Below are 26592 nucleotides of genomic sequence, written 5' to 3'. Positions count from 1 at the left end.
GTGGTAGTTTCTATAGCGTGAGTGAAAACAGTCGTCGACGTGTCATAACCTCCCTTCTAGCGGGGCTTTCCGCTAGCGCAGTGGTCCTGGCAGGGTGCTCCTCCGATGTGGAAGGAGACATCGATGCCGGAATGGGCAACGCCACGCCAGTGCCGGCCGCTTCACCCGCTGCTCCCGATACTGCTATCGGTAGAGCCAAGAAGATTGATGAGGACGTTACCGATGCCGTGTTGGTCGGCGACCGAGTTGTCCTGAAGGCCGGGGACAAGATCTTTGCCGGTCCGCTGAATAACCCAATTGAGCGATCAATGAAGCTGGACGCGAAGTGTGGTGAGCTCGCGCCGGGCGGCCCTAACGCTCTGCTGCCGTGTGAAGATGGCATCCACGTCATTACTGACCAGGCTACGGAAACGGCCGTTGTCGGCCGTGGCACCAACTACTCCGCCGCAGTTGGCCTGGAAGGCGGCCGCATCATCGGTGCCCATGCGGATAGCAATGTCGTCGATGTGTTCGGCGCTGATGGCGAGTTGGCCAGTGACTTCAAGGCTGCCAATAACGGGTCGCAGCTCGTTGAGATTCCCAAAGCGGACAATGACGCGGACGTCAAGCTGTTAGAGGTCAACCGTCCGGAGACTTCGGTGCATGAGCTCAAGCTCGATGAGTCCCGCGCTGGCTCTGCGCTGCGTGCGGGCATCGGCGTCGGCAAGGTAGCTTCCGGTGATCATGTCATTGCTGCCGCAGACACCAAGGGCAACCAGCTTCTTATTTACACTGCCACTGACGTCATTCGCCTCCACCAGGCAGCTCCGGCCCCGGAGGCTCCGTGGGCGGTAGCGGTCGATGAATCGCGCGGAATTGTCTGGGTGACTTCGACGAAGGTGAACAAGCTGACTGGCTACGACATCAGCTCGGGTACCCCAGTCAAGGTCGCGGACATCAACACGGTTGCAGATCCACAGTCGATTGTTGCCACCGAGGATGGCCAGATTGGCGTCTTCTCGGCTACCGGTGACGGGGCCCAGATTTTTGACTCCGCGGACGTCGATAAGGCAATTGCTGATTTCAAGCAGGATGCAGAGAAGATCCGTGAGGAGATGTCGGTTCGGGAACCAGCCGATAAACTACCGACCGGTGCAGGTGACACCAAGGGAGCAGACGACTCCGAGGGAGAGACTAAGTAGATGCCTTCGAAACTTCGCGCCAAGTCCTATCAACTCGCGCTAAAGGCAATGTTCCAGGTCCCACCGGAGCAGATTCACGAGGCCATCTCGAAGACCCTGAAGGGGCTGCAGAAGTCGGAGAGTCTACAGCGGGCGGTGAGCAAGTTACTCGTTGTTGACGATGCTGTGCTGCGTCAAACCGTGTTCGGCGTGGACTTCCCGCGTCCGCTGGGGCTCGCCGCAGGCTTCGACAAGGCTGCTATTGCTCCGGATTGCTGGGGGCCAATTGGTTTTGGCTACGCGGAACTGGGAACCGTGACTGCCAAGCCGCAGCCGGGCAACGATCGCCCGCGTCTGTTCCGTCTGAAGGAAGATCGCGCCATTTTGAACCGCATGGGTTTCAACAACCCCGGCGCCGCTGCTGTAGCGGAGAACTTGCGGGCGCGTCGCAGTGACGACGTGATTGGTATCAACATTGGTAAGACCAAGGTGACTCCGCTGGAAGAGGCCGTCGATGACTATCGAGAATCGGCTAGCCAGCTCGGCGGCTTGGCGGACTACGTTGTTGTCAACGTCTCCTCACCGAATACGCCGGGTCTGCGCGACCTTCAGGCAGTGGAGTCACTGCGCCCGATTCTGGCAGCGGTGACTGAGGAGACCGACTCGCCGGTGCTGGTCAAGATTGCTCCTGATCTCTCCGACGATGATGTCATCGCAGTTGCTGACTTGGCGGTTGACCTGGGGCTGGCGGGCATTGTGGCTACCAACACCACCATTTCTCGCGAGGGCCTGCGTACGCCCGCGGATGAGGTCGCGGAGATGGGGGCCGGTGGAGTCTCGGGTGCTCCTGTGGCAGCTCGGTCACTAGAGGTGCTGAAGCTGCTGCACGAGCGCGTCGGAGACAAACTAGTTCTCATCAGCGTCGGCGGCATAGAAACGGCTGAGCAAGCGTGGGAGCGGATTGCCAACGGCGCTTCCCTACTGCAGGGCTACACACCGTTGATTTATGGCGGTCCGGACTGGATTCGTGACATTCACCAAGGGTTGGCTCGCCAGATTCGAGCTCAGGGATTCTACTCCATTTCGGAGGCAGTCGGCTGTGGTCTGCCGTGGCGTGGTTAATTGCTGAAAGCCGTTGAGGCTTCCTAACCCAATAAACACGTGACCCCGGGGCCAGCGGCCATGAAGGCGCTGGCCCCGGGGTTTTCTGTATGAGTAGCGTGCCCGGTCGGTTGAGTTGCCCGTGTGGGCGTCGTATCCCTACTCCCCGACGTTCTCCCACCACGGCGTGATGATGGCACGCGCAATCGAGTGGAAGTACAGATTGAAGCCAAGCACGGTCGGCGTCGCATCTTCCGGAACTTCAAGCTTCTCCACGTCGACCGCGTGCACCGCATACATGTAACGGTGTGGGGCATGCTGCGCCGGTGGGTTAGCTCCGTAGTGACCACGCATGCCCGAGTCGCCGACAAGCTGGATAGCGCCTTCTGGCAGCTTAGAGCCGTCTTCGGAGCCAGCTCCCTGTGGCAGACCCTTTTCGGTCGCTGGAATGTTGAAGACAGCCCAGTGCCAGAAGCCCGAAGCGGTCGGAGCATCCGGATCGAAGCAGGTCACGGCAATGGACTTAGTGCCCTCCGGCAGATTTGCCCAATCCAGTTGTGGGGAAACATTCGACGGAGCGCGGAATTCATCCGCAATCTTCTCGCCGTCCTTGATATCTGGCGAGGACAGCTCGAAGGTTGGCAAATCCTTCAGCGGTGCGTACGGATCTGGTCCCGGGAAAACCGGAGCATTTGCAGTGTCGTTTGCGGTGTCGTTGGAATTCGTAGTCATAACTACCAGTGTGCCTACTTTATGAGCGCGCTGCAGGGACTTTACAAGACTCCCTATCTGCAGGGCCTGATTCTCAGTGCGAATCCAAGGCGGATGCGGGGCTAACACCGCTGATGTAATTACACCCAGGTTTGGCGCGCTAATGCCCCTCTGACCTGCCAATTTGTGTTTCATTATGTAGTCGGGATACAGTATCACAGGTCAGCACGGAAGTGCTTCCTACCCGGTCCGGGTGGCGGAATGGCAGACGCGCTAGCTTGAGGTGCTAGTGCCCTATTAACGGGCGTGGGGGTTCAAGTCCCCCTCCGGACACAAGATAAATCCCGAGAAACTGCAATTAGTGCAGCTCTCGGGATTTTTGCTTTGTCTGTCGGACCAATGGGACTGCCCTATTGCAGCGCCGAGGTCAAGCGGAAAACAGAGTCCAGGTAGCGCTGACGAAGGGGCCGGTCATTCCATTCCTCCTGGGTGAGCAGGAAAGATTTGTCGCGGTACTCGTCGGCAAGCGTGATCAGTTTGTCCACGATGGAACCGGCGGCGGAAAGAAGCGTGATCTCGTAGTTGAGGCCGAACGAGCGCATATCCAGATTGGAGGAGCCGAACATGGCCATGCGGTCGTCGATAACCATGAACTTGGAGTGCAGGACCGCAGGCGCCGGATAGCGGTAGATCTTCACGCCAGCGGTTAGCAGTGCCTGGTAGTAGGACTGCTGCGCGTGGCCGACCATGAACTGATCGGACTCTTCGTTGACGTAGAGCTGGACGTCGATGCCTCCATATGCGGCAGAGGTCAGCGCCATGAGCATGGATTCGTCGGGGACGAAGTACGGGCTGACGGCGATAATCCGCTCGTGTGCCTGGTAGATCATGTTATTGAAGACGCGCAGGTTCGGCTCCGTGCTGAAGCCCGGACCCGACGGCAGCACCTGGACAACGTTGTAGTTGTCGTTGACTTCGGTGTTGTGGAGTGAATAGTCCCTGGTGGCGTCTGGGGTCTTGTATAGCTCGCTGGTCCAATCAACCGCGAAAATTGCGTCGAAGGCCAGCGCAATATCGCCCTCGAGCTCAATCCACGTGTCCACCCAGCGACGGCCGATCTTATGGTTCTTTTTCTTCTGATATTCGGGCTCAATCAAATTCTGCGAGCCCATGAATACAATGTCGCCGTCAACAACTACGAGCTTGCGGTGATTACGCAGATCCAGGCGGCGCCAGGTGAGCTTCAGCAAGCTCACGGGCAGCATCGGGTGCCAGGAGATTTTAGCCTGGTCCAGGCGCCTTTTCAGCTTGTAGTAGCCGGGGTACTTCCACGAACCAATTGGATCGACCAGTACCTTGACCTCTAGTCCCCTGTCGTGCGCGCGTTCAAGAGCCTGTATGAAAGGCTCCGTGCTGGAATCCAGTGCAAAGATGTAGGACTGCACGTGGATTGATTTCTGGGCCGCATCGATGGTCTCAATCATGCGGTCAATGGAGGCGTCGAATTCGGTGAAAAGTCCCTTTTCCGCGCTGGCAATTGCCGGCATTCCCGTGAGCTGGCGCGAGAGCTTGAATACGTTGACAACGTCATCTTCTATCTCGGCATCGTCCGGTACGTCGGGCAGATGCTCGGTACGTTCCGCAATGAGCTCCTGTGCCAGTGCCTGTACCTCATGCCGACGGCCCGTAATCTGCTGCGAGCCCAGGAAGAGGAACAGAGGTAGGCCGATAAATGGAATCAGCAGAATCAGCAGCAGCCACGCCGTCGAAGCCGATGGGCTTCGGTTTTCCGGTACCCATCCAATCGCGATGAACTTAATCGTGTAGTCGAGTGCGAAAAACAGTACTTGCCACCACGTTAAGTCCTCCACCAGCCACGGGAAGGTACCCATCAACCAATCCATGCAGATGATATTACTGAAGGATTTTTCAGTACCTTTGGTCGCTGCCCCTTAGGTGCACTCTCCTTTTTTCGTGACAGCCTAATGTGACATCTGAAATTGAATACTGGTATCAATACGTAGTAATGTTCAACTTATTGAACATAGTAAGCGTTTGGCATGTCGACTTCGAAAGGACTAACCCCTCCAAATGACTGAGAAGGCTCCTACGAGCACCGAGCTCGACGTTGCCACTAGCGTACTGAAGTTGATGGCAGACAAGACGCGTCTCTCCATCCTGTCGCTCCTTCGTGACGGGGAGATGACCGTCACCGCGATCGCTAGTACGCTCGATCGCCCCGTCCCCGCGATTTCTCAGCACCTGGCGAAGTTGCGCATGGCCAATATGGTGCAGACCCGCAAGGAGGGCACGTCTAGCTTCTACTCTCAGCCCGACGAGCACCTCACCAACCTCGTGGTCAACGCTCTCCACTTCGCCGAACACACGCTCTACAGCGATCCGCCCCATCACCGCGGTCAGTAGGCGCACACGGATACGCTCGCTTTACTCGCTTTACGACGAAACCCCGCGCCCTTCAGAACCTAGTTGGCGAGCCCGGGGTTCGATGCCCTTCCCTGGTCAAATGCCTCCATGATGCGCTGGGCGGCGAGCGTCGGTGTCAGCTGCCCCGAGCGGAGTTGTTTTTCCACCAGGGTGCTCTCTGTCTGCACAGCCTCATTGGTGTTGAGCCGCTGCAAGAGCGTTTCGTGCACCATGGACCACATCCACTTAATCTGCTGGTTAGCGCGGTTTTCATCAAAGAGATGATTCTCGTGCATAGCCGCGACATGGTCCTCGATGGCCTGCCAGAACTTGTCGATGCCGTCGTCCTCCAATGCCGACATAGTCAGTACCGGTGGCGTCCAGACTTGGTCTGAGGAGCGAACCATCTTCATGGCCGTCATCAGATCACGCGCAGCGCGCTTTGCCGGACGCAAGTTCTTACCATCCGCCTTGTTGATAGAAATCACGTCGGCCATCTCCAGCACACCCTTCTTGATGCCCTGGAGTTGGTCACCGGCGCCGGCGAGTGCCAGAAACGCAAACGTATCCACCATCTGGGCCACCGCGACCTCGGACTGGCCGACGCCGACAGTTTCGACGATGACAATGTCGTAGCCTGCGGCCTCGAGCACCACCATGGCCTCACGCGTTGCCTTGGCGACACCACCGAGCGTGCCCGCAGAGGGCGACGGACGGATGAAGGCCTCATCCGCGGCCGAGAGCCGGGACATACGGGTCTTGTCGCCCAGAATCGAGCCACCGGACTTCGTCGACGACGGGTCGATGGCCAGCACCGCAACGCGGTGGCCTTCCTCGATCAGCTTTAGCCCGAGGGTTTCAATCGTGGTTGATTTACCGACGCCGGGGACGCCGGTAAGTCCGACGCGCATGGCCTTGCCGGAAAATGGCAGCAACTTCACCAGTAGTTCCTGAGCCAGCACCTTATGCGCTGGAGCAGTCGACTCCAGCAGCGTGATTGCCCGAGCCAACTTAGTGCGGTTTCCAGCCCGCACGCCCTCAAAGAGGTCGTCGACATCAATCCGTCGTCGCGCACGGCGGACGACTTCGGGGGCTACAGCGGTCTTTCCCTCAACGACCGTGCCAGCGGTAGTGACGAGGGTGCCCAGGTTTTCTTCAAGATACTCGTTCATCGCTACTTCTCAATTCCGACAACGCGCTGAGCTGAACAGTCAGCCCAGCGCGGATGCGGTAGTTATTTAGGACTCTTCGTCAACGGCAAGGTCGAGGCCCAGCTCGTTAGAGAGCTTGGTCATCATGTCGATTGCCGAATCAGCGATGACAGTGCCCGGCGGGTAAATAGCCGCGGCGCCGGCATCGTAGAGTTCCTGGAAGTCGCCCGGTGGGATAACACCACCGACAACAATCATGATGTCCTCACGACCCAGTTTTGCCAGCTCATCGCGCAGGGCAGGAACGAGCGTCAGGTGTCCGGCGGCCAGCGAAGAAACACCGACGACGTGGACATCCGAGTCGACTGCCGACTTGGCGGCCTCCTCCGGAGTTTGGAACAGCGGTCCCACGTCAACGTCCATGCCGAGGTCCGCGTAGGCGGACGCGATGACCTTCTGGCCACGGTCGTGACCATCCTGGCCCATCTTGGCCAGGAAGATACGGGGACGGCGACCTTCCTGCTCTTCGAACTTATCGGCCATGGCGATGGCCTTGGAGACGTTGGACACGGCTCCCTCCTTGCCAACTTCGTCCTTGTAGACGCCGGAGAGAGTACGGATCTCGGCCTGATGGCGGCCAAAGACCTCTTCCATGGCGTCGGAGATTTCACCGATGGAGGCCATGGCGCGAGCACAGTCGACAGCGAGCTTCAAAAGGTTCTTGTCCAGGTCCCCCGGTTCACCCGGGTTACGGCAAGCGTCGGTCAGAGCGGCCAGTGCCTTCTGAACCTCTTCCTCGTCGCGCTCGGCGCGCAGGCGAGCCAGCTTGTCAATCTGCTCCTGGCGCACGCGGGAGTTCTCAACCTTGAGAACCTCGATGGCCTCGTCCTCTTCGACCTGGTACTTATTCACGCCGATGAGAGCCTGACGACCCGAGTCAATACGGGCCTGCGTACGAGCTGCAGCCTCTTCAATACGCAGCTTCGGAATGCCCTCGATGGTGGCCTGTGCCATACCGCCGGCCTCTTCGACCTCGTCGATGTGCTGGCGTGCACGCTTGACCAGCTCATTAGTCAGCCACTCGATGTAGTAGGAACCAGCCCACGGATCAACCGGACGCGTGGTGTTGGACTCCTGCTGAAGCAGCAGCTGAGTGTTACGAGCAATACGGGCTGAGAAGTCAGTCGGCAGTGCCAGAGCCTCGTCCAGTGCGTTGGTGTGCAGCGACTGGGTGTGGCCCTGTGTTGCGGCCATAGCCTCAACAGCAGTACGCGCGACGTTGTTGTAGACATCCTGAGCGGTCAGCGACCAACCAGAGGTCTGCGAGTGAGTACGCAGGGACTGGGACTTCGGGTTCTTCGGGCCAAACTTGCCAACCAGCTCGGACCAGAGGATGCGGCCTGCACGCAGCTTGGCGATCTCGGTGAAGGTGTTCATCGAGATGCCCCAGAAGAAGGACAGACGCGGAGCGAACTTATCAACTTCCAGGCCAGCGTCAATACCGGCCCGCAGGTACTCGATGCCGTCGGCAAGCGTGTAAGCGAGCTCAAGGTCGGCCGTCGCGCCCGCTTCCTGAATGTGGTAGCCGGAAATCGAAATCGAGTTGAACTTCGGCATCTTTGCCGAGGTGTACTCGAAGATCGAGGAGATGATTCGCATCGAAGGCTTCGGCGGGTAGATGTACGTGTTACGAACCATGAACTCCTTGAGAATGTCGTTCTGGATCGTACCGCGCAGCTGCTCGGTCGAAACGCCCTGCTCTTCAGCGGTGACAATGTAGAAGGCCAGAATCGGCAGCACAGCGCCGTTCATGGTCATAGACACCGAGACGCCGCCCAGGTCAATGCCCTGGAAGAGCTCACGCATGTCGTAAATCGAGTCAATTGCCACGCCGGCCATACCGACGTCGCCGGACACACGCGGGTTGTCCGAGTCGTAGCCACGGTGGGTAGCCAGGTCGAAAGCGACCGAAAGGCCCTTCTGGCCGGCCGCGAGGTTGCGGCGGTAGAAGGCATTGGACTCAGCTGCGGTGGAGAAGCCAGCGTACTGGCGAATAGTCCACGGTTGGTTGGTGTACATGGTCGGGTACGGCCCGCGCATGAATGGGGCGATACCCGGGAAAGAATCTACCGGGTGGCCCTCGGCAGCAGCGGCGTCGCGGTCAGCGCGATCGTAGACGCGCTTGACATCGATGCCCTCTGGAATGGTCCACACTTCACCAGCTTCCGCGGCAGCTGCCTTGTTGGTGGCAGCGGCTGCGTCGTCGGTGTTGCGGGAGATGTCAGCGAAATTTGGGATGGTGGTCATTACTTCCTTCACGCTCCCAGTTCGTTCAGCAGTCGGGACAGCTCCGCGACAGCATCGATGGTCATGTTCAGGTATCCGTCGGGGCGAGCGTCCTCAGCGGCATTGGCGAAGCTCTTCTCGGAGCCGGCCACCAAGACCTCCTTAGCGCCGGCGGCGCGGGCGGCCTTGACAGCGTCCTGGCCCGAGGCCTCGTACTCGCTGTCGGCTGCGCACAGCACGACAATCGGTGAGGCCTTCACTGCCTCTTCGAAACCTGCCTCGCCCGGCACTACCTGGCCGGGGTTGGCGACGGCGATACCGCCGGAAGCCAGCAGGTTGGAGGTAAATCCAGTGCGGATGTTGTGCTTGGCCAGCGGACCCAGCGGCAGCATGGCAATCAGCGGACGGTTGCCCTTTTCAGCCAGGAAGTCATCGGAGCGGTTGCGCAGCGCCTCGAAGTCGCTGGCCCAACGGCGAATCGGGTCGCCCTCCGGGCGGGCCTCAGGAGCCAGTGGGGCCTCAGCCAGGTTCGGGAACTCGTTGATGGCGGTGACCTTGGTGCGGCGGTGTGCGATGTCGGCGCGGCGCTTTTCCCAGGTAGCGTCCAGGGCGGCGCGAATATCGGCCTCCGCGGAGGCGAAACCGCCGCCGGCCTCAGTGCCGGTAAAGATCTCCCATGCCTTGTCGGCCATTTCTTCGGTCAGGTCTTCGACGAAGTAGGAGCCACCTGCTGGGTCGGCGACGTAACCAAGGTGAGACTCTTCCAGCAGCAACAGATTGGTGTTGCGAGCGATGCGAGCCTTGAAAGTCTTGGAGACGTTCGGCATGCCGCCGACAACTGCGTAATCAAACGGCAGAACCTCAACTGAGGAGGCACCGCCGACACCTGCGGCGAAGGAGGCGACAGTCACACGCAGCATGTTGACCCACGGATCGCGCTGGCTGAACATGACCGGGGCTGTCACGGCGTGCATCGGAGCGCGGCCAGCTTCAGGGGCGCCGATAACCTCAGCAACGCGGGCCCAGAGAACGCGAGCGGCGCGGAACTTCGCAATGGTGTCGAACTGGTCGTCGGTAGCGGCAAAGCGGAAAGCGATCTGGCCGAGGGCTTCTTCAGCGCTCAAGCCCGCGTCGGTCAGCGCACGCAAGTAGGCGACACCAACGGCGAGACTGTAGCCAATCTCCTGGATGTTGTTTGCACCCAGGTTGGAGAAAACAACGCCGTCGACAAGCAGGGCACGGACGTCGCCCGGCTGCTTAGCCGCCTTGACGGCCAGCTGCGTGGCCTCGTCGAGAGAAATATCGTCAATACCGGCAAAAGCGGAGGTCAGCGGAGCCGCGGAAAGCTCGACTGCGACGGCGTCCGGATTAGTCGGGTTTGCCTGCTCGATGTAGGACGTCAGTGCTTCCGCAACCTGCGCAGTCTTCTTACCGGCATGCACGGCAATCGGAGCAAGGTCGACGTAGACGTTGTTGAGCAGAGCCGGTACATCAGCGGCTTCGAGGGAGCCGGTGAAGTCCAGGCAGATGTCCGTGGTGCCGTTTTCCAGGGCAGTCAGCAGAGTCTCGTTGACGGCCTTTGGGTCAAGTGCATCCTCACCTGGGTACTGGCGACCGAAGGTTTCCCGAACGCCCCAACCGTTGGTGTTGTCCGAAGTGACTTTTGCGCCACGGACGAATGGGAACTGGCCCGGAGCTGGGCTTTCCGCGAGCTCGTCCGCGCGGGTGTAGAGCGGGCGGACATCCACACCGTCATAGGTGGTCTGGATCAGTCGTTTCCAAATATCGAGCGGTACATCTGCAACGTCTTGCTTGTGCACCCGCGCGAATACCTTGGCCACGCCCTGATACCAGGAATTCTGCAATTCCTCGAAGTTTGGTGGCAGCGTGGAAGGTGATTCGGGGGTCGTTCGGTCAGTCACGACAGACCTTCTCCCTTACATGTTCTAAGCAACGCCCCTATCAATCCACGGCCGAGGAAATTCGGCTGCGACAATTTCCGAATTCTCCGCGACGGAAAGGGATCTAAAGGCGTTGGCTTCCTCCAATAGTCAATAAGAGCCACTAGTCAGACGCTAAGACTCACCCGAGTGTCCGTGCACTGAACTTTTCAGCTACTTGTGCAATACCCTTACGTTCGGTTTGTGCTGACGGGCACGTCAAGTGCTCGAGCCAAGGCATAGTGACCTTGATTCCCATCCTAGTGAAATAATGGGCAAACGCCTTTAGCCGCTGACTACCCCTCCTCGCAGAGCCTCCAACGCGCAGGTCACACGCTTCCCCGCAATCCCCGGTAACCTCAAATGGGTGAACGTATCCGATGTGCGAATTACCCCTACACTCAAAAAGGTTCTGCTGGTGCTAGCCGTAGGTGTGGGGGTCGTCGTCACGCTGTACGTCGATGTTCCCACGGTCGCTACCATCCGGCAGTGGTCCATCGATGCCGGTGACTGGTTCCCGCTCCTCTACTTCCTCGCATACGTTGCACTGACTCAGTTCCCAATCCCCCGCACCGTATTCACTTTGGCTTCCGGAATCCTCTTCGGGCCAGTGCTCGGTTTCCTGCTGGCAATTACTGCGACGACGGTTTCTGCCCTTCTCTCCCTATGCATTGTGCGGTTTTTGGGGCGCGATTGGTTTCGCACGCACCTGACCAACCGCCGTCTTCTCAGTCTCGACCATCGGTTGGAGCAACGCGGCTGGCTCACAGTGCTCAGCTTGCGCATGATTGCTGGCGTGCCATTTTCGTTTCTCAACTACGCCTGTGGGCTGTCGTCGATACGCATCGTGCCGTATATCATCGCCACTGCCCTAGGTTCGGCGCCGAACACACTCGCCGTCGTTCTGCTTGGCGACGCGCTGTTGGTCGGCTTCGACGTGCGCTTTGCGGTGGCCACGGGAATTCTGCTCGTGCTTGGTTTGCTGGGACTTCTTGCGGACGCCAAGTTCCCTGTCGTAACCGGTTCTTCGAAACGTTAAAACACCGCTTGGCGCTCTTGAGCTAGGCGTGAGTTTTTCGGCGAGCTGGTGTTGGTTGCCTGTGAGTTTGCGGAGCGAAGGAACGTGTCTTAGCCCAACTGTCAAGGGGTGGGGCTAGACTAGAGCGTATGTACTCAGTCTTTGCCAGGTATCGCGGTCGATCTACTCGCAGGGCAGATCACGTTCAGGCCTCTGCGCAGGCACTTTCCGGCCTGGAAGGCGTAGGAACTGTTGAGGTTGCAGGTATCGAAGAGCTTCGCGCAGCTCCTGAAAATGCTGTGGGAGTCACCACGCTTGTGCTGGCGCTATTGGCCGCAGGTGACTGGGCGATAGGTATCGGTGTTTGTCCTCAGGACGACATTGAGCAAGCGCATCTGGCATCGAGCTCAGTCGTCGGTAAGGGAGGCAGAGCCGGTACGGTAAAAACCCGCATTCGGACTAACGATCCGCGTGGTAAGGACTACTCGGAGGATATTGGTGCAGCATTCACATTGCTGCACCACGTTATCTCTCGCAGGTCCCCCGAAGGGCGCGAGGCAACTGGTTTGGTTCGCGCTGGTTATTCACAGGTAGAGGCCGCGGAAGAATTGGGAGTTTCTAAGCAGGCCGTCAATCAGCGCCTCGCTGCAGCTGGCTGGCAGGCGGAGCTGGCCGGATGGAACCTGGCCGTCCACCTGCTTCAGCGAGCTGATGAGTTATAAAAACTTACTGCCCATTTTCCGGGGCGTAAGGGTCACGTGACCATCCAGAAAAATCTGGACGATCGGTGGAGTGCGCACCGCTGCCTGCATTGGTATTACCGGTGCCAGGAGCCGAGGGCAGGTCACGTTTGCCGGAAGGAACTGACGGCGCAGCGGGCGCAGCCGGTGTCGCAGGTTCAACCGCTGCCGGGCCGTTCTGGCCACCCAACTGTTCAGGCTGAGCGGGCTGAGCCGAATCAGCGCGGCGATTCTTCTTCCTCTCAGGGGTATTACCAGCTGCTGCAGCTACCGGATCATCAACCGGGCGGTTAGCGACCTCGTTCGCCGCGGCAACTGCACGAGCCAACTCCGGGTTAGTCGACATGTCGAACCAGTTCTCGTCGCGGCCCTGCTCAGCCTCTTCCTTGGTCTCTCGGCTCACGGCCGGAGGCTCGTAGCGGAAGATACCGTCGGCATCCTTCTTGCCGAAAGCCCTAGCGAAGCTCTCGAGACTGTCGCCGAACTGCGACGGAATCATCCAAACAGTATTGCCGTCCTTATTTGCCAGCTCAGGCAGCTTCTCCAGGTATTGCCAGGCAAGAATCTCAGGTGTCAACTGTGAAGCCTTAACAGCTGCGTTGACCTTCTGGATAGCGCGAGCATTACCCTGTGCCTCAAGGTAGGTAGCGGCGCGAGTACCCTCAGCGCGCAGAATGGTTGCCTGACGCTCAGCTTCAGCAGCCAGAATTGCTGCGTGCTTGTTACCTTCGGCGGCGAGAATCTGTGCCTGCTTACGGCCCTCAGCAGTTTTAATATCGGCTTCGCGGGTACCTTCCGCAGTCAGAATCATGGCGCGCTTCTCGCGATCGGCCTTCATCTGCTTTTCCATCGACTGCTGAATCGACGGTGGCGGCTCAATGGCCTTTAGCTCCACACGAGCGATACGAAGACCCCACTTGGCAGTGGCCTCGTCCAGCTCGCCGCGCAGACGGCGGTTGATGTAGTCACGGGAAGTCAGTGTCTCTTCCAGTGTCAGGCCACCCACGACGTCGCGAAGCGTTGCGGTGGTGATCTGTTCGACGCCGAAGATGTAGTCATCGATACCGTAAATTGCCCGATCCGGTTCATTGACCTGGAAGGTCACGACGGTATCGATAGCCACAGTCAGGTTGTCTTCGGTGATCACTGCCTGTGGCGGGAAGGTAACCATACGCTCACGGGTATCGACCTTCTCGCGCACTCGGTCAATGATCGGGATGATGAAGTTCAGGCCGCTGTTCAGTGTCTGCGTGTATCGTCCCAGTCGCTCTACGATTGCCGCTTCACCCTGAGGAACCAGGACAATCGCTTTGAGAACCAAGGTAACAACCACGAGAATGAAAACGACGAGGATGATAAAGCCTTCCATGGGATTCCCTCGTAGCTAGAAACTGTGTGGTCAGTTATTTAATGGTCAGTAACTAAGAGTGCTCCGAGCGCCCTTTAAGTGAGTTGGCTGCTCAGAGCAGCTTGTCCACTACTGCGGTATTGCCCGAAATCTCTACAATCGTGACTCTTTCCTTCGCATCGAAGGTCTGCGCAGTCAGAAGACTGCGCGCGCTCCACAACTCGCCATTGACCTTAATCAGGCCCGCTGACGAGGAAACTGGCTCGATGACCTCAGCATGACGGCCCGCTAGCAGTTCCGGACGCGACTCCAGTTCGGCGGACTTGTCCGGTTTTGCCATCTTTTTGCGCAACACAGGGCGAACTGTCAGCACAAGTGCGGCGGACACAACGGCGAAGATAACCACTGATAGCCAAAGCGGCGCTCCAAGCTGGCTCGCACCGGACGCTGCCAGTGCACCACCTCCGAGCATTAACAGTGCTAAATCTCCGACTGCGAGTTCACCGAGAACCAGTAGGAGGCTTGCTCCGAGCCAAAGGAGAGGAATCACGCCCTCACCCTACCTACTTTGCAGAACAAATGTGGGGCGAGTGGAGCCAGTATTCCGGGGTCAGTACTGCATATGTGGCTCAGTTACGAAGTCGACCAGGCGCTCAACTGCGCCAATCAAATCTGACTCCAGATCACGGTAGGTGTGTACACCTGCGTAGACGCGTCGCCAGCCCTCCTTGGGGTCGTCTCCCCAACCCAAGCGACGGCAGATTCCTGTCTTCCAGTCCTCCCCGTAGGGAACTTCCGGCCATGCCTCGATGCCTACCGACGAGGGTTTGACCGCTTGCCAGACATCGATAAATGGGTGGCCTGTGACCATCACGTGCGGGCCGAGCTGCTGAGTCATGCGGCTTTCTTTACTGCCTTCCACCAAGTGGTCTGCCAGGACTCCGACGCGGCGCTTCGGACCTGGGCCAAATTCGGCCAAGCGTTCTGGAAGGTTGTCCAAGCCCTCCAGATACTCGACGACTACGCCCTCAACACGCAGATCGTGGCCCCATACTTTCTCGACAATTGCCGCGTCATGAATACCCTCTACCCAGATACGGCTGGGTAGAGCAACCTTAGCCTTGACGTTGTGGACCCTGCGCGAGCCCGATGCCGACAGATCCTGCGAGGGCTTCTTTGGTTGTGCCTTCGGCCGTACCAGAGTCACAGGTTTGCCGTCGATGAGAAAACCGCGCTCGTGCATGGGAAACAGCCGTGACTTGCCGTGGCGGCCCTCCAGCCGGACGCACCAGCCGTCGAAAGTTTTCTCCAACCCGATAATTGCACCGACGAATCCGTCATAGGACGCCTCGACGACAACACCATTTTCTGCTGTTACCTCGCGTGCCGGCTGCGGGATACGACGGCGGTGGCCACGTGCGCCAGCAAACACGTCCTGATTGCGGTACGGGTCTTGAAAGCTCATGGGTACTGAGATTAACAGCATCGGTTACGGGACCGACGACACACTGCACTAGGATGAGCTGCACTATGCAGCGCAGTGTTCTCGACCAGGTCTGGAGTCCAACTCAGCACATCGCCCTTTGGCTGGGCGCATGGTTGTCGGGTTTGGAAAACTACGATCATCTCCTCGATGCTCTTGACTCGCTCGGCGGGCCCACGTCAGTTCCGGGGACATTCGTGCTTGCCGACGCCATGGTTCCGAATGTCATCGATTGCGACGCTGATCTCGATCGAAGCGACATGCTCCGCCTTCTTCGAACAGTTACTGACGCGGGAGATTGGCACAGTGACCATCGTCCCCTCGTCCGCCTTATTCTCTCCGGCCCCGGTGACGCACCTGCACTGCCTGCGGGAACCGACGCCGCTGAGGCCGCACGCGCAGCAGGCTCGGCCATTGTGATTGCGGATGCGGAGCCGGGTTGGAACCATGTGCTCGTACCAGTGACATCGCCGGTGCCCGGTCTGCCGCAGTGGCACTGGTACACGCTCGAAGGACACATCCCGGAGCCGGCCTATCTCTCCCCTGGCGAGGCAGATTTGCAGCTGGCGGATGCGGCGCGAGTTGCGGCTGCCACTATTGCGGCGATGCCGCGTTCACCGCTGACGTCGTCAAGCAGTGGTACCCCGAAGGTGGATCCCCGGCTGATGGTCGGCATGCTCGATGACCACCTGGACATGGCCTTTGTGCCGGATGATGTGCCGCGCCGTGCACTGGGAGTGCTCGCCAGAGCTGATCGGGTGTCGTCGATTCTGGCGGTGGCACAGGGCAGCGAGTCCGGGCACGGCAGCGCCGCGTTTGACGCGCAGCTCATCCCGCTGTGGCGAAAGATCCGGCAGGCGCGGATGAGCGCGGTGGAATACGCGATTCAGGAGTGGACTCGCTAGAGATTTGCCCTGCCCCGAGGCCCGATTGAAACCAAAGGAATCAGTGTGGGCGGCGCTTTGCCGGGGTACAACAGGATGCGGCGCAGGGAGCGCCGTTGCAGGCCGAGCCGAGTAGCGGTTCACTTCCCAGATGGCGGGGTTCGGCATCTGCGATGCGCTCTTCGATGAGCTCCACGAGCATGTCAGTGAAAGTAGCCGTCGGACCAGGCGTTGCGACCCGCTCGATGACGATGTCGTGATGAGCCATTTCATCCTGAAGCTCAGCATCCAAATCCCAGGCGACCTCAACATGATCCGAGATGAAGCCAATCGGGCACACTATTGCGGATCGAAGGCCTTGGGCGACCTTCGCTTCAACGTGGTCGACGATGTCAGGCTCCAACCACGGCACGTGCTCCGGGCCAGAGCGGGACTGCCAGACGACGTCAAAGTCGGTGATACCCACTGCGTCGGCGACGAGCCGTGCTGCTTCGTTGACCTGGCGGGAGTAAAGATTTCCGCCGAGCTCTACCGGCCCGGATGCCTTGTCCGCCGAGACCGGAATAGAGTGAGCGGTGAAAATAAGCCGGGTGTCCTCACGGTGGTCATCCGGTAGCTTGGCAAACGCCTCACGCACTGCGTCTGCATAGGCTTTTATAAAGAGCGGATGATCGTAGAAGCTCCGGATTTTCTCCATGTCAAAAGCACGGTCGCCCAGAGATTCGCGCATCCGAGCAATGTCTTCGTGATACTGGCGGCAGCCGGAGTAGCCGCCCCAGGCGCTAGTGGCGAAAACGAGCGCTCGCTTAACACCGTCATCAGCCATCTTTGCCGCGGTGTCTTCAGCCATCGGATGCCAATTGCGATTGCCGAAATAAACAGGCAAGTCATAGCCACGGCGAGTGAGCTCAGCCTTAAGGTTGGAGACAATTTCGCGGTTTAAATCGTTGAGCGGGGACTTACCGCCAAAGTGCGCGTAGTGTGCACCGACTTCGTCCAACCTCTCCGGCGGAATTCCGCGGCCGCGGGTGACATTCTCCAGGAAGGGACGCACATCGGCCATCTTTTCGGGACCGCCGAAAGACAACAGCAAAATAGCGTCAAAATTATCAGAAGACATAGCTAATCATGTTAGTAGCGCAGTCTGAGGACTCCATAAGACGACTGCTCAATGCCCCCGGCGTCTCCTGCCAATCGGGTTCCATACAAATCGCTTTACGACGGCACCCTAACCCAGCCCTACTGCGGAATTCGACGATTGGTCACAAGCAGTGAGCCCACGGTCACTAGCAGCATCGCGAAGGCTGCGATCAGATAGGGCCTCGGATTCTCGGCCCGCTTGAGTTCGTAACCGATGTCATCTTCCAGTGAGCCATAGGCATCGCGGAGCTGCTCGAGGGAACCAGCGCTGAAGAACTCACCTTTTGTTCGACGGGCGATCTCTCGCAGCGAATCGTCGTCGTTAGGCACTGGAATTAATTCGCCCTGAACCGTGATTGCGCCTTGCGCGGTACCGAACGAAATCGTGTTGACTGGCACCCCGGCCTTGGCGGCTTCGGCGGCGGCGGTATATGCGCCACGGGGATCGTCGAGTTCTTGTGGGACGGTCTGTTTGCCGTCGGAAAGCAGCACGATTGTAGCTGGTGGGGCGCCTTCTCCCCCGCCCTGAACTGAGTCGCTGAACTGATTGATGGCATCGAGCGCGGCTGCGATGGCATCACCGGTCGCAGTCGCCTGATCTAACTCAGCAGCCTGGAGCGCTCGATTCACGGTGTCATGGTTGGTAGTCGGGCTGACAGCAGTGCGAGCACGACCAGAGAACGTCACCAGGCCGATATTGAGGTCGTCGGGAAGGTTCTCCACGAACTCTTGGCCGGCTTCTTTAGCTGCAGTGATGCGGTCTGGCGCAACGTCTGTCGCCGACATGGACAGCGAAACGTCGACCACCAGCATAACCGTCGCTCGGTTGCGGGCGACTTTGGTCTCCGAAATCGGACCAGCCAATGAAATGATGACCAGAACTAGCGACAACAGCGCACTGATAGCTACGACATGGCGCAGGCGTGCCGACGACTTATTCCCTAGTGATCCAACGATGGTGAAGTTGCCAAAGGCAATGGCACGTTGCTTTCGCTGCTTAGTGCTGATCCAATAGGCCACGGCTGCCACGAGAGGCAGAGCGAGTGCGAGCAGCCACCCTGGGTGCGCAAAAGTTGAGTTTAGGAACGTCATCGCGGTATCAGTTTCCTCACATCCAGTCGCCTAAACAGTCGCGTATAAACCAGTGGCTATAGCCGGTTAGTCGGTGGCCCAAAAAAGATAGCACTAACAAGCGGTTACTCAGACGCTAATGTTGGCCAATTTGTCGAGCAAAATCCAGTACCCAATCGGAATCCGTACGCAAGGCAATAACGCGAGCACGGCATTTGCGCAGTTCATTGATTACACGCTCGTGGTGGGCACGAGCCTGAGCTGCATACTCGGCGCGGGTCTTGTCGTTGATGTTGAGTTCAATGGTCTCGCCGGTTGCGGAATCCGCCATGACCACCGGGCCTTCGCCAGGTAAGGCTTCATCGGCTGGATCTACCAGGCGAATCGCCATAATCTCTGTCGAGGCCGAGGCAACGCGCAGCGGGCGCGCCCAATCGAGTGATCCAAGGAAATCCGAGATGACAACCAACAGCCCAGCGCGCGGAGCCTGAGTCATTACTGTGTCAATATCCGCTGCGAGGTTATGCTCAGCAGTCGCGTCAGCCAACTGCTTGAGCAGCATCAAGCTGTGGGCACGGCCCTGGCCCGCGGGCACTGGAGTGCCACCGGCGATTAATCCAGTTCGGGACCCCGGGGCGTCGTTAAGCATCGTCACAGCGCCGGCAGCGGCGGTGAGCAGATGTCGTTTGGTGGTATCGGCCAATCCCGTGGACAGACGTGCGGCGGGTTCGGCGACGATCCAGCACTCCAGCTCACGCTCGGCCTCGGAGGTGCGAACGTGCGGCACTCCAGTGCGGGCTGTCACTGCCCAGTTCATCTGGCGAACATCATCGCCGATGACATATTCGCGGGAGCCAACCGGCTCAGAGCCATCTCCAGTAGCGGTGGAGAGAAAGCTGCCGCGCAAAAGTCCGTTGAGCTTACGCGTAACAGTTAGCTCTAAGTACGCCAGGACGCGTGCAAGATCGTCTTCACGAGCTGACATTAGGAGGCAGTGCCCTCATCGGAGCCAGTGCTCGCGCCTTGGGGAAGGCGCACGTGAGACAACACGATGTCAATAATCCGTTCGGGAGTAACGCCATCGGCCAGGCCCTCATAGGACAGGACCAAGCGATGACGCAGCACGTCGGGAAGCACGGAGACCACATCGTCCGGCACGACATAGTCGCGACCGGAAAACAGCGCGTGGGCGCGGGCAGCCGCGACAGCACCAAGAGTTGCACGCGGTGATGCGCCATAGGAAAGCCAGCGGTCGACATCCTTCAACTCCGCCCGCATCGGATTGCGGGTGAGTTCGATGACGGCCACGATGTAGTCAATCAGTGTGTGGTGGACAAAGACTTCGCGGGTAGCGCGCTGCAGTTCCCGAACGCTCTCTGGGGTGAGAATCTGCTGCGCGACTGGAGGGGTGGCTCCCATGCGGTAGACAATCTCCCGCTCTTCCGCCGGAGTGGGGTAACCCACGAGGACCTTAAATAGGAAACGGTCCCGCTGGGCCTCCGGCAGTGGGTAGACACCCTGGTTTTCGATTGGGTTTTGCGTGGCCAGAACCAAAAACGGCTCCGGTACTGGCGTGGACTCCCCTGCGATGGACACCTGGTGCTCTGCCATGACTTCCAGCAGAGCCGACTGCACCTTCGCCGGTGCGCGGTTGATTTCATCAGCGAGCACGATATTTGACATGACCGGGCCGGGCTCGACAATGAACTCCGAGGTGTCCTGGCGGAAAATCCGGGTGCCGACAATATCTGATGGCACCAAATCCGGAGTGAACTGGATACGGGAGTAGGACCCACCCATCACTGTGGCAAAAGTAGACACTGCCAGAGTTTTCGCAACACCCGGAACACCTTCGAGCAGGACATGACCTCCTGCGAGCATCGCGATGAAGAGCTGCTTAATCAGGTGCTCCTGGCCAACCACAACCTTCCCCAGCTCCGCGTATGCGCGCTCGAGGTCCGTGTGGTCAGTGGGCGTTGGGTAGGTCACAGAGAAACCCTTCTTTAGGTCGGTCGCCCGACCTGTAGAACACGTCGTTAGAAACTAGACGAGGCGGACAACGTTCGGTGTCATTCCGTTATAACGGACTGGCGAAATCTTAACCACAGAACCGGACTGCGGTGCCTCAATCATCTTGCCATCGCCCAGGTAGATAGCGACGTGGCCATGACCATTCGGGCCCCAGAACAGCAGGTCACCACGCTTCATCTGAGATGCCGGGTAGTGCTTTCCGCGCTGGTACTGGTAGCCGGTGTAGTGAGGCAGGTCAATGCCGACAGCGGCGTAGGCGTACAGAGTCAGGCCCGAGCAGTCGAAACCAATCTTGTTGTAGTCGCCGTGGGAGTCAGCTACTCCGCCGTCACGGATGCCCTTGGTCGGGCCGTTGGCGTTGCCGCCGCCCCATGCGTATGGGACACCGAGCTGCCCCATCGCGCGTGCGATGACAGTCTCGACCTTCTGGCTGGAAGAACCCGAGGTGCTCTGACCGGTCTCTGGATTCGTCGGCGCCACAGTCTGCGCCGGGGTGCCGCTTGACGACGAGCTGTCGGTGCTAGAAGATTCCGAGGTCTCGGTGGACTCAGAGGAGTCCGAAGATTCGGTCGTCTCAGAGGAACTGGTGGAGCCAGTGGAGCTGTTAGAACCAGTCGAGCGAGTCGAGCCGGTAGTATCCGTGGAGCTGCTCGAACCAGTCGAGTCGGTGGAGCTAGTGGAACCAGTCGAGCTCGTAGAACCAGTGGTGCTAGAGCTTTCATTTGTGGACTCAGAAGAGGAATCCTCATCAGTCTGGTTCGACTGCGCCTCGGCGCGAGTCTTAGCTGCGGCTTCCTCAGCGGCCTTCTTGGCAGCGGCGTCTTCCGCTTCCTTGCGGGCCTGCTCGTTCTCATAATTCTGGCGCTGGGAGTTCAGCTCGTTGACCGCGTTTCGGGCTGCATCCAAAGATGCCTTTGCGGCATCGCGATCGACCTGAGCCTGCTGGTAATCAGCTTGCTCCTTTTGAAGCTCCTCGTTTGCCTCGGAGTACGCGTTCTGAGCATCGGTGTTTCGCTGGTTTGCGGTGGCTTCCGCCTGCTGAGCTTCGTCACTCTTCTTGCGAAGCGTGGACTCCTGGTTAGCAGCCTCGGTTCGATTCTTATCCAGAGAGTCAACGGTCTGCTCTTGACGATCCGCTTCGCGACGCAAAGCGGACAGACGGTTAATAGCCTCGGATGCATCTCGCGCACCCTCGAGAATCGAGCCACTGGAACGTCCCTGGCGCATGATGGTGCGTGCTAGCTCGTCGAACTGCTTCTGGGCACTAGCGAGCTCAGCGCGGGAACGGTCGAGTTGGGTTCGCGCCTCGTCGACCGCCTCGCGCGCACGGTTAGCGGCATCTCGAGCGTTCTCAAGGTCCACCATGGCCTTGTTGACATCCTCGCGGAGAGTGCCCATGCGTAGCTCGAGGTCAGATACCCGGCGCTCGCTGGAAGTTACCTCGGCGACCAGGGACTGCAAGTACGACTCGGCGTTAGAGGCCGCCTCACGCGCTTGACGGATCTGGGCGTCGCTCGGATTCAGTGGTTGTGCAGCTGCGACCTGAGTGTTCGTCGCCAGAAGACCCGCCGTGATAATACCGGCAATTGGACGAGTCCAATATGATGCACGGACTTTGCGATTACTCGGCACCGCGTTACTCCTACATTTCTCCTATGGGTGCGTTCACGCCTCAGAATCGACACCAGCGACTTCCCCATCGTTGGATATCTTCCCGTTGTTGCCTCCAGGTCTTGAGTGGAACTTCGAAAAACGTCGAACCGAAACCAGAACCAAAAGCAACAGCGGCGCTCCCGCGAGTTTTCATTGGTCAATACTGGACCCTTGAGTCCACTATTGGCATCACGAAGCACTTTACGGGTCAAAAAGCTCTAAAAAAACATAAGTAACAAAATTACCAACTGTCCCCCACTTTGTAACCGTTTCGTTATATGCCGTGGCCTGCGGTTATGATGAACCCCAGTTTTCTGTGTGAATTATGTCACTATGTGATGACTTATCGGCGTGCCGGACTGCCGCGGACCTTTACCTGGGGTACCGGGCATAAGAAAAGGTCAAGCGCTCATGCTTGACCTTGGCGAAAATCGTTGACACGGTTACGGCGACTGCAACAGTGTTATCCAATTGAGATAGTGACTGAGTTCTCCACTGCTACCAGTTTTTGGGGCATTTACCCTGTCCCTTGCCGTGGGGTGGAAAACCGGGGACGGTGAATGTATTCAGTGGGGCCGTTAACTCCAGCGTCCGTCGTAAAGCGAACTCTTAGGCGGTTGGGCGTGTGTGTAGCCAGTAGAACGTCAGCCCGACGAAGAGTGCGACGATAACGACGCCTGCGATGAGGCTGTAAAGAGTCCACGGAACGACGTAGTTAGTGAGCTCGTGCAAATAGGCATCGAGACCCGCCGGATAGTCTCGCGGAGTCTCCATCATTGCGTGGTCGGCGCGTTCAATGGCTGCGCGGGGGAAATCGGCAGATGCGGTGGCCACATTGCCCGGTGTGCGCACGACAGTCGTTCCGCCGACTTGGTCCGCTACTTGGCGGGCAAAGGAAAAGATGTCGGTGTTCTTTTGTTCGGCGACGGGGTAAATCTTCTCGCTATCTAGGTAGATGATATTGAAATTGGGCACCCCCCGATTTGCTGCATCGTCGACAATTGGCTGGACCGCTTCTCGGAGCTGTGGGTTATTTGTCACGATGTTGTCGGTGCGTAGCTGAGCGACCACCTTCTCGACGGTTTCTTTCGCTGCCTGTGAATCTGCTGGCGTATGCATTAATTGCCTTCCGTATCGTGCTCCTGTTTTGCGTGAGAATGGTTTCCACGCGCCCCAATTTGGCGGAGATGCTGCTTCGTTTGTCCTATCTATAATGGCCTGCTCTGGATGTGAACGGGGGTAGTGTGACTCGGCGCGCCGCGAGCAATCTACATACAGAACGTTCGTACTGTTATTGTTGATGCAAGGACGGTAACGCTTCCTTAAAAACGTGTGTGTGGGCTCGTGTGCCCCGCGTCGTGATTATTGCTTTAATTGGTTGATAAGGGGCGGCGTGATCGCACCTATGCCTTATGGAGAGCCGAAATTCGAGTGCCGGACTCTTCAGTTAAGGCGACAATTCACCCGAATAGAAATGGAGCTGACTGTGGCTGAAAGCAAGAACTCTTTCAACGCCCTGCGCAAGCTTGAGGTCGGAGACAAGTCTTATGACTACTTCGCTCTTGACGCCGTGCCGGGTATGGAGAAGCTGCCTTACTCGTTGAAGGTTCTCGGTGAGAACCTGCTGCGCAACGAAGATGGCGCCAACATCACTGAGGAGCACATCAAGGCTGTCGCCAACTGGGTTCCTTCGGCTGATCCGTCGATCGAGATTCAGTTCACCCCTGCTCGCGTTATTATGCAGGACTTCACCGGCGTCGCCTGTGTTGTCGACCTGGCTACCATGCGTGAGGCTGTTAAGACTCTCGGCGGCGACCCGGATCAGGTTAACCCGCTGAACCCGGCAGAGATGGTCATCGACCACTCGGTCATCATCGAGGCCTTCGGTAGCGAAGACGCTCTGGCTAAGAACGTCGAGATTGAGTACCAGCGCAATGATGAGCGCTACAAGTTCCTCCGTTGGGGTACTGGCGCATTCTCCAACTTCCGCGTTGTTCCTCCGGGAACCGGTATTGTCCACCAGGTCAACATCGAGTACCTGGCTCGCGTTGTCTTCGAGAACAACGGCCTGGCATACCCGGACACCTGTGTTGGTACTGACTCTCACACGACCATGCAGAACGGCCTGGGCATCCTGGGCTGGGGTGTCGGTGGTATTGAGGCTGAGGCCGCAATGCTTGGCCAGCCAATCTCCATGCTCATACCGCGCGTCGTTGGCTTCAAGCTGACTGGCGACATTCAGCCGGGTGTTACCGCAACCGACGTTGTGCTCACCGTCACCGATATGCTGCGCCAGCACGGCGTCGTCGGCAAGTTCGTAGAGTTCTACGGCGCTGGCGTCTCCAAGCTGCCGCTGGCCAACCGTGCGACCATCGGTAACATGTCGCCAGAGTTCGGTTCCACCGCCGCAATCTTCCCGATCGACGATGAGACCGTCAAGTACCTGGCCCTGACTGGCCGTGACAAGGAGACCCTGGAGCGCGTCGAGGCTTACGCCAAGGCTCAGGGCATGTGGTTGGACGAGAACACTCCGGAGGCTGAGTACTCCGAGTACCTCGAGCTGGACCTGTCCACCGTCGTTCCGTCCATCGCTGGCCCGAAGCGCCCGCAGGACCGCATCGAGTTGGCTTCCGCCAAGGAGCAGTTCCGCAAGGACCTGCACAACTACTCCGACGGCGAGATTAAGGGCGCTGTCAAGGCTTCCGCACCGACCTCCGAGCTGGCCGCAGACTACAACGAGTCCCGCGAGGGCCACGGCGAGTCCGCCGCTAACGGCGCTGAAGGTCGCCCGAGCTCCCCGATTACCGTCACTTCCCCGAAGGGCGGCGAGTACACGCTCGACCACGGTATGGTCGCTATCGCTTCCATCACCTCTTGTACCAACACCTCCAACCCGTCGGTCATGATTGGTGCTGGTCTGTTGGCACGCAAGGCAGTCGAGAAGGGTCTGCAGGCTAAGCCGTGGGTCAAGACCATTTGTGCTCCGGGCTCCCAGGTTGTTAACGGCTACTTCAAGCGTGCTGACCTGTGGAAGGACCTCGAGGCTCTGGGCTTCTACCTGTCCGGCTTCGGTTGTGCAACCTGTATCGGTAACTCCGGTCCGCTGCCGGCTGAGATTTCCTCCGCCATCAACGAGGCCGACCTGGCTGCTACCGCGGTTCTGTCCGGTAACCGTAACTTCGAAGGCCGCATCTCCCCTGACGTGAAGATGAACTACCTGGCCTCCCCGATCCTGGTTATCGCCTACTCGATCGCCGGTACCATGGACTTCGACTTTGAAACCGACGCCCTGGGTCAGGACGCAGAGGGCAACGACGTCTTCCTGCGCGACATTTGGCCGTCCACCGAAGAGATCGAAGCAACCATCGAGGCCTCCATCTCTTCCGAGCTGTACGACGAGGACTACAAGGATGTCTTCGCTGGTGACGAGCGCTGGCAGAACCTGCCGACCCCGGAGGGCAAGACCTTCGCTTGGGACGACAAGTCCTCCTACATCCGCAAGGCACCGTACTTCGACGAGATGGAAATGGAGCCGGCACCGGTTTCCGACATCAAGGGCGCTCGCGTCCTTGCTGCCCTGGGTGACTCGGTGACCACCGACCACATCTCCCCGGCTTCCTCCATTAAGCCGGGCACCCCGGCTGCTCAGTACCTCGACTCCATGGGCGTTGAGCGCAAGGACTACAACTCCCTGGGTTCCCGTCGTGGTAACCACGAGGTCATGGTGCGCGGCACCTTCGCTAACATCCGCCTGCAGAACCAGCTGCTTGACGGTGTTACCGGTGGCTACACCCGCGACTTCACCCAGGAGGGTGGCCCGCAGGCCTTCATCTACGACGCTGCCATGAACTACAAGGAGGCTGGCACTCCGCTGGTCGTCGTTGGTGGTAAGGAATACGGCACCGGTTCCTCCCGTGACTGGGCAGCTAAGGGCACCCTGCTGCTGGGCGTCAAGGCTGTTATCGCTGAGTCCTTCGAGCGTATCCACCGCTCGAACCTCATCGGCATGGGCGTTGTTCCGCTGCAGTTCCCGGAGGGTGAGTCCTGGAAGTCCCTCGGCATCGATGGCACTGAGACCTTCGACATCGCTGGTCTGGAGGAGCTGAACAACGGCTCCATCCCGAAGACCGTCAAGGTTACGGTTACCAAGGAAAACGGCGAGTCCTTCGACTTCGACGCTGTGGTCCGCATCGATACCCCTGGTGAGGCTGACTACTACCGCCACGGCGGTATTCTGCAGTACGTCCTGCGCAACATGATCAAGGGCAACTAGTTTCCCTTTGACTCGTGCGCGCTAGGGCTTGTTACAAGCAGCGCTTCTAGAGGCCGGTAGGTAGCGCTAGCCCGCGGATTCATACCCCACGGGCTAGCGCCCTGCCGGCCTCGGGTTTCTCTACCCCAACCAAAATGAGGCTTGGGAAGTATAGGAATGGCGCTGCCACGTCATGCAG

General features: G+C 58.8%; 21 protein-coding genes and 1 tRNA gene. 8 read left to right on the top strand and 14 right to left on the bottom strand.

Annotation, left to right across the window (positions count from 1 at the left end):
• Positions 1 to 17 precede the first annotated feature (17 nt).
• Both CRD18_RS04500 and CRD18_RS04495 read left to right on the top strand, forming a co-directional pair.
• Positions 18 to 1181: a hypothetical protein gene (locus tag CRD18_RS04500; RefSeq protein ID WP_187401166.1), complete on the top strand. Its 1164-nt coding sequence runs from the start codon at positions 18 to 20 to the stop codon at positions 1179 to 1181.
• Positions 1182 to 2282 (top strand): quinone-dependent dihydroorotate dehydrogenase, encoded by a 1101-nt coding sequence (locus CRD18_RS04495; RefSeq protein WP_016422783.1) that lies wholly within the window; start codon positions 1182 to 1184, stop codon positions 2280 to 2282.
• A gap of 138 nt (positions 2283 to 2420) precedes the next feature.
• On the opposite strand, the gene CRD18_RS04490 is transcribed toward CRD18_RS04495, so the two are convergent.
• Entirely contained in the window at positions 2421 to 2993 is a 573-nt protein-coding gene (locus tag CRD18_RS04490; RefSeq protein ID WP_049170574.1) for a YbhB/YbcL family Raf kinase inhibitor-like protein, read from the bottom strand.
• A 226-nt stretch (positions 2994 to 3219) separates the two neighbouring features.
• Here CRD18_RS04490 and CRD18_RS04485 point away from each other — a divergent pair.
• A tRNA-Leu gene (locus tag CRD18_RS04485) sits at positions 3220 to 3305 on the top strand.
• Positions 3306 to 3382: 77 nt separating this feature from the next.
• On the opposite strand, the gene cls is transcribed toward CRD18_RS04485, so the two are convergent.
• Entirely contained in the window at positions 3383 to 4876 is a 1494-nt protein-coding gene (gene cls, locus CRD18_RS04480) for a cardiolipin synthase (RefSeq protein ID WP_065421642.1), read from the bottom strand.
• 187 nt (positions 4877 to 5063) lie between these two features.
• Here cls and CRD18_RS04475 point away from each other — a divergent pair, with 187 nt between their 5' ends.
• Complete coding sequence (locus tag CRD18_RS04475; protein WP_016422780.1) at positions 5064 to 5396, top strand: metalloregulator ArsR/SmtB family transcription factor; 333 nt, start codon at positions 5064 to 5066, stop codon at positions 5394 to 5396.
• A gap of 59 nt (positions 5397 to 5455) precedes the next feature.
• On the opposite strand, the gene meaB is transcribed toward CRD18_RS04475, so the two are convergent.
• From meaB to CRD18_RS04460, 3 genes are all read right to left on the bottom strand, one after another.
• Positions 5456 to 6568, bottom strand: a complete 1113-nt coding sequence (gene meaB / locus CRD18_RS04470) for a methylmalonyl Co-A mutase-associated GTPase MeaB (RefSeq protein WP_049193502.1) — start codon at positions 6566 to 6568, stop codon at positions 5456 to 5458.
• Between the two features lie 66 nt (positions 6569 to 6634).
• Complete coding sequence (scpA, locus tag CRD18_RS04465; RefSeq protein WP_005510731.1) at positions 6635 to 8854, bottom strand: methylmalonyl-CoA mutase; 2220 nt, start codon at positions 8852 to 8854, stop codon at positions 6635 to 6637.
• An 8-nt stretch (positions 8855 to 8862) separates the two neighbouring features.
• Entirely contained in the window at positions 8863 to 10755 is a 1893-nt protein-coding gene (locus CRD18_RS04460; protein ID WP_049193500.1) for a methylmalonyl-CoA mutase family protein, read from the bottom strand.
• 385 nt (positions 10756 to 11140) lie between these two features.
• Between CRD18_RS04460 and CRD18_RS04455 the strand changes: the two genes are divergently transcribed.
• Both CRD18_RS04455 and CRD18_RS04450 read left to right on the top strand, forming a co-directional pair.
• Entirely contained in the window at positions 11141 to 11812 is a 672-nt protein-coding gene (locus CRD18_RS04455; RefSeq protein WP_052317814.1) for a TVP38/TMEM64 family protein, read from the top strand.
• A 128-nt stretch (positions 11813 to 11940) separates the two neighbouring features.
• Entirely contained in the window at positions 11941 to 12513 is a 573-nt protein-coding gene (locus CRD18_RS04450; protein WP_049193497.1) for a hypothetical protein, read from the top strand.
• A gap of 4 nt (positions 12514 to 12517) precedes the next feature.
• Here the strand turns inward: CRD18_RS04450 and CRD18_RS04445 are convergent, their stop codons facing one another.
• From CRD18_RS04445 to CRD18_RS04435, 3 genes are all read right to left on the bottom strand, one after another.
• Positions 12518 to 13900, bottom strand: a complete 1383-nt coding sequence (locus CRD18_RS04445; protein ID WP_049193495.1) for an SPFH domain-containing protein — start codon at positions 13898 to 13900, stop codon at positions 12518 to 12520.
• Between the two features lie 91 nt (positions 13901 to 13991).
• Complete coding sequence (locus CRD18_RS04440) at positions 13992 to 14429, bottom strand: NfeD family protein (protein WP_042388696.1); 438 nt, start codon at positions 14427 to 14429, stop codon at positions 13992 to 13994.
• A gap of 60 nt (positions 14430 to 14489) precedes the next feature.
• Complete coding sequence (locus CRD18_RS04435; protein WP_187406525.1) at positions 14490 to 15344, bottom strand: DUF3097 domain-containing protein; 855 nt, start codon at positions 15342 to 15344, stop codon at positions 14490 to 14492.
• A gap of 65 nt (positions 15345 to 15409) precedes the next feature.
• Between CRD18_RS04435 and CRD18_RS04430 the strand changes: the two genes are divergently transcribed.
• The gene (locus CRD18_RS04430) at positions 15410 to 16267 is read left to right on the top strand and encodes a hypothetical protein (protein WP_187406524.1); all 858 of its coding nucleotides are present in this window, start codon (positions 15410 to 15412) and stop codon (positions 16265 to 16267) included.
• Positions 16268 to 16307: 40 nt separating this feature from the next.
• On the opposite strand, the gene CRD18_RS04425 is transcribed toward CRD18_RS04430, so the two are convergent.
• The 6 genes from CRD18_RS04425 to CRD18_RS04400 all read right to left on the bottom strand — a co-directional run bounded on the left by CRD18_RS04425 (position 16308) and on the right by CRD18_RS04400 (position 23260).
• The gene (locus CRD18_RS04425) at positions 16308 to 17366 is read right to left on the bottom strand and encodes a ferrochelatase (protein WP_187406523.1); all 1059 of its coding nucleotides are present in this window, start codon (positions 17364 to 17366) and stop codon (positions 16308 to 16310) included.
• A gap of 119 nt (positions 17367 to 17485) precedes the next feature.
• A complete protein-coding gene (locus CRD18_RS04420; RefSeq protein ID WP_049190713.1) occupies positions 17486 to 18478 on the bottom strand; it encodes a VWA domain-containing protein in 993 nt (330 codons plus the stop codon).
• 115 nt (positions 18479 to 18593) lie between these two features.
• Positions 18594 to 19442, bottom strand: a complete 849-nt coding sequence (locus CRD18_RS04415; protein ID WP_070827716.1) for a DUF58 domain-containing protein — start codon at positions 19440 to 19442, stop codon at positions 18594 to 18596.
• The gene (locus tag CRD18_RS04410) at positions 19442 to 20446 is read right to left on the bottom strand and encodes a MoxR family ATPase (protein WP_016422767.1); all 1005 of its coding nucleotides are present in this window, start codon (positions 20444 to 20446) and stop codon (positions 19442 to 19444) included. The genes CRD18_RS04415 and CRD18_RS04410 overlap by 1 nt, the downstream gene beginning before the upstream one ends.
• Before the next feature lie 54 nt (positions 20447 to 20500).
• Complete coding sequence (locus tag CRD18_RS04405) at positions 20501 to 22120, bottom strand: DIP1281 family NlpC/P60 protein (RefSeq protein ID WP_049193489.1); 1620 nt, start codon at positions 22118 to 22120, stop codon at positions 20501 to 20503.
• Between the two features lie 630 nt (positions 22121 to 22750).
• Positions 22751 to 23260 carry a DUF6676 family protein gene (locus CRD18_RS04400; protein WP_049193487.1) on the bottom strand — a complete coding sequence of 170 codons (510 nt, stop codon included), beginning with the start codon at positions 23258 to 23260 and terminating at the stop codon, positions 22751 to 22753.
• Between the two features lie 367 nt (positions 23261 to 23627).
• Between CRD18_RS04400 and acnA the strand changes: the two genes are divergently transcribed.
• Positions 23628 to 26414 carry an aconitate hydratase AcnA gene (acnA, locus tag CRD18_RS04395; protein ID WP_080971469.1) on the top strand — a complete coding sequence of 929 codons (2787 nt, stop codon included), beginning with the start codon at positions 23628 to 23630 and terminating at the stop codon, positions 26412 to 26414.
• The last annotated feature ends 178 nt before the right edge of the window (positions 26415 to 26592 follow it).

The organism is Corynebacterium sp. LK31 (genome assembly GCF_014335015.1).
Classification (GTDB): domain Bacteria; phylum Actinomycetota; class Actinomycetes; order Mycobacteriales; family Mycobacteriaceae; genus Corynebacterium; species Corynebacterium jeikeium_D.
This window is presented reverse-complemented; position numbering and strand designations above follow the sequence as displayed.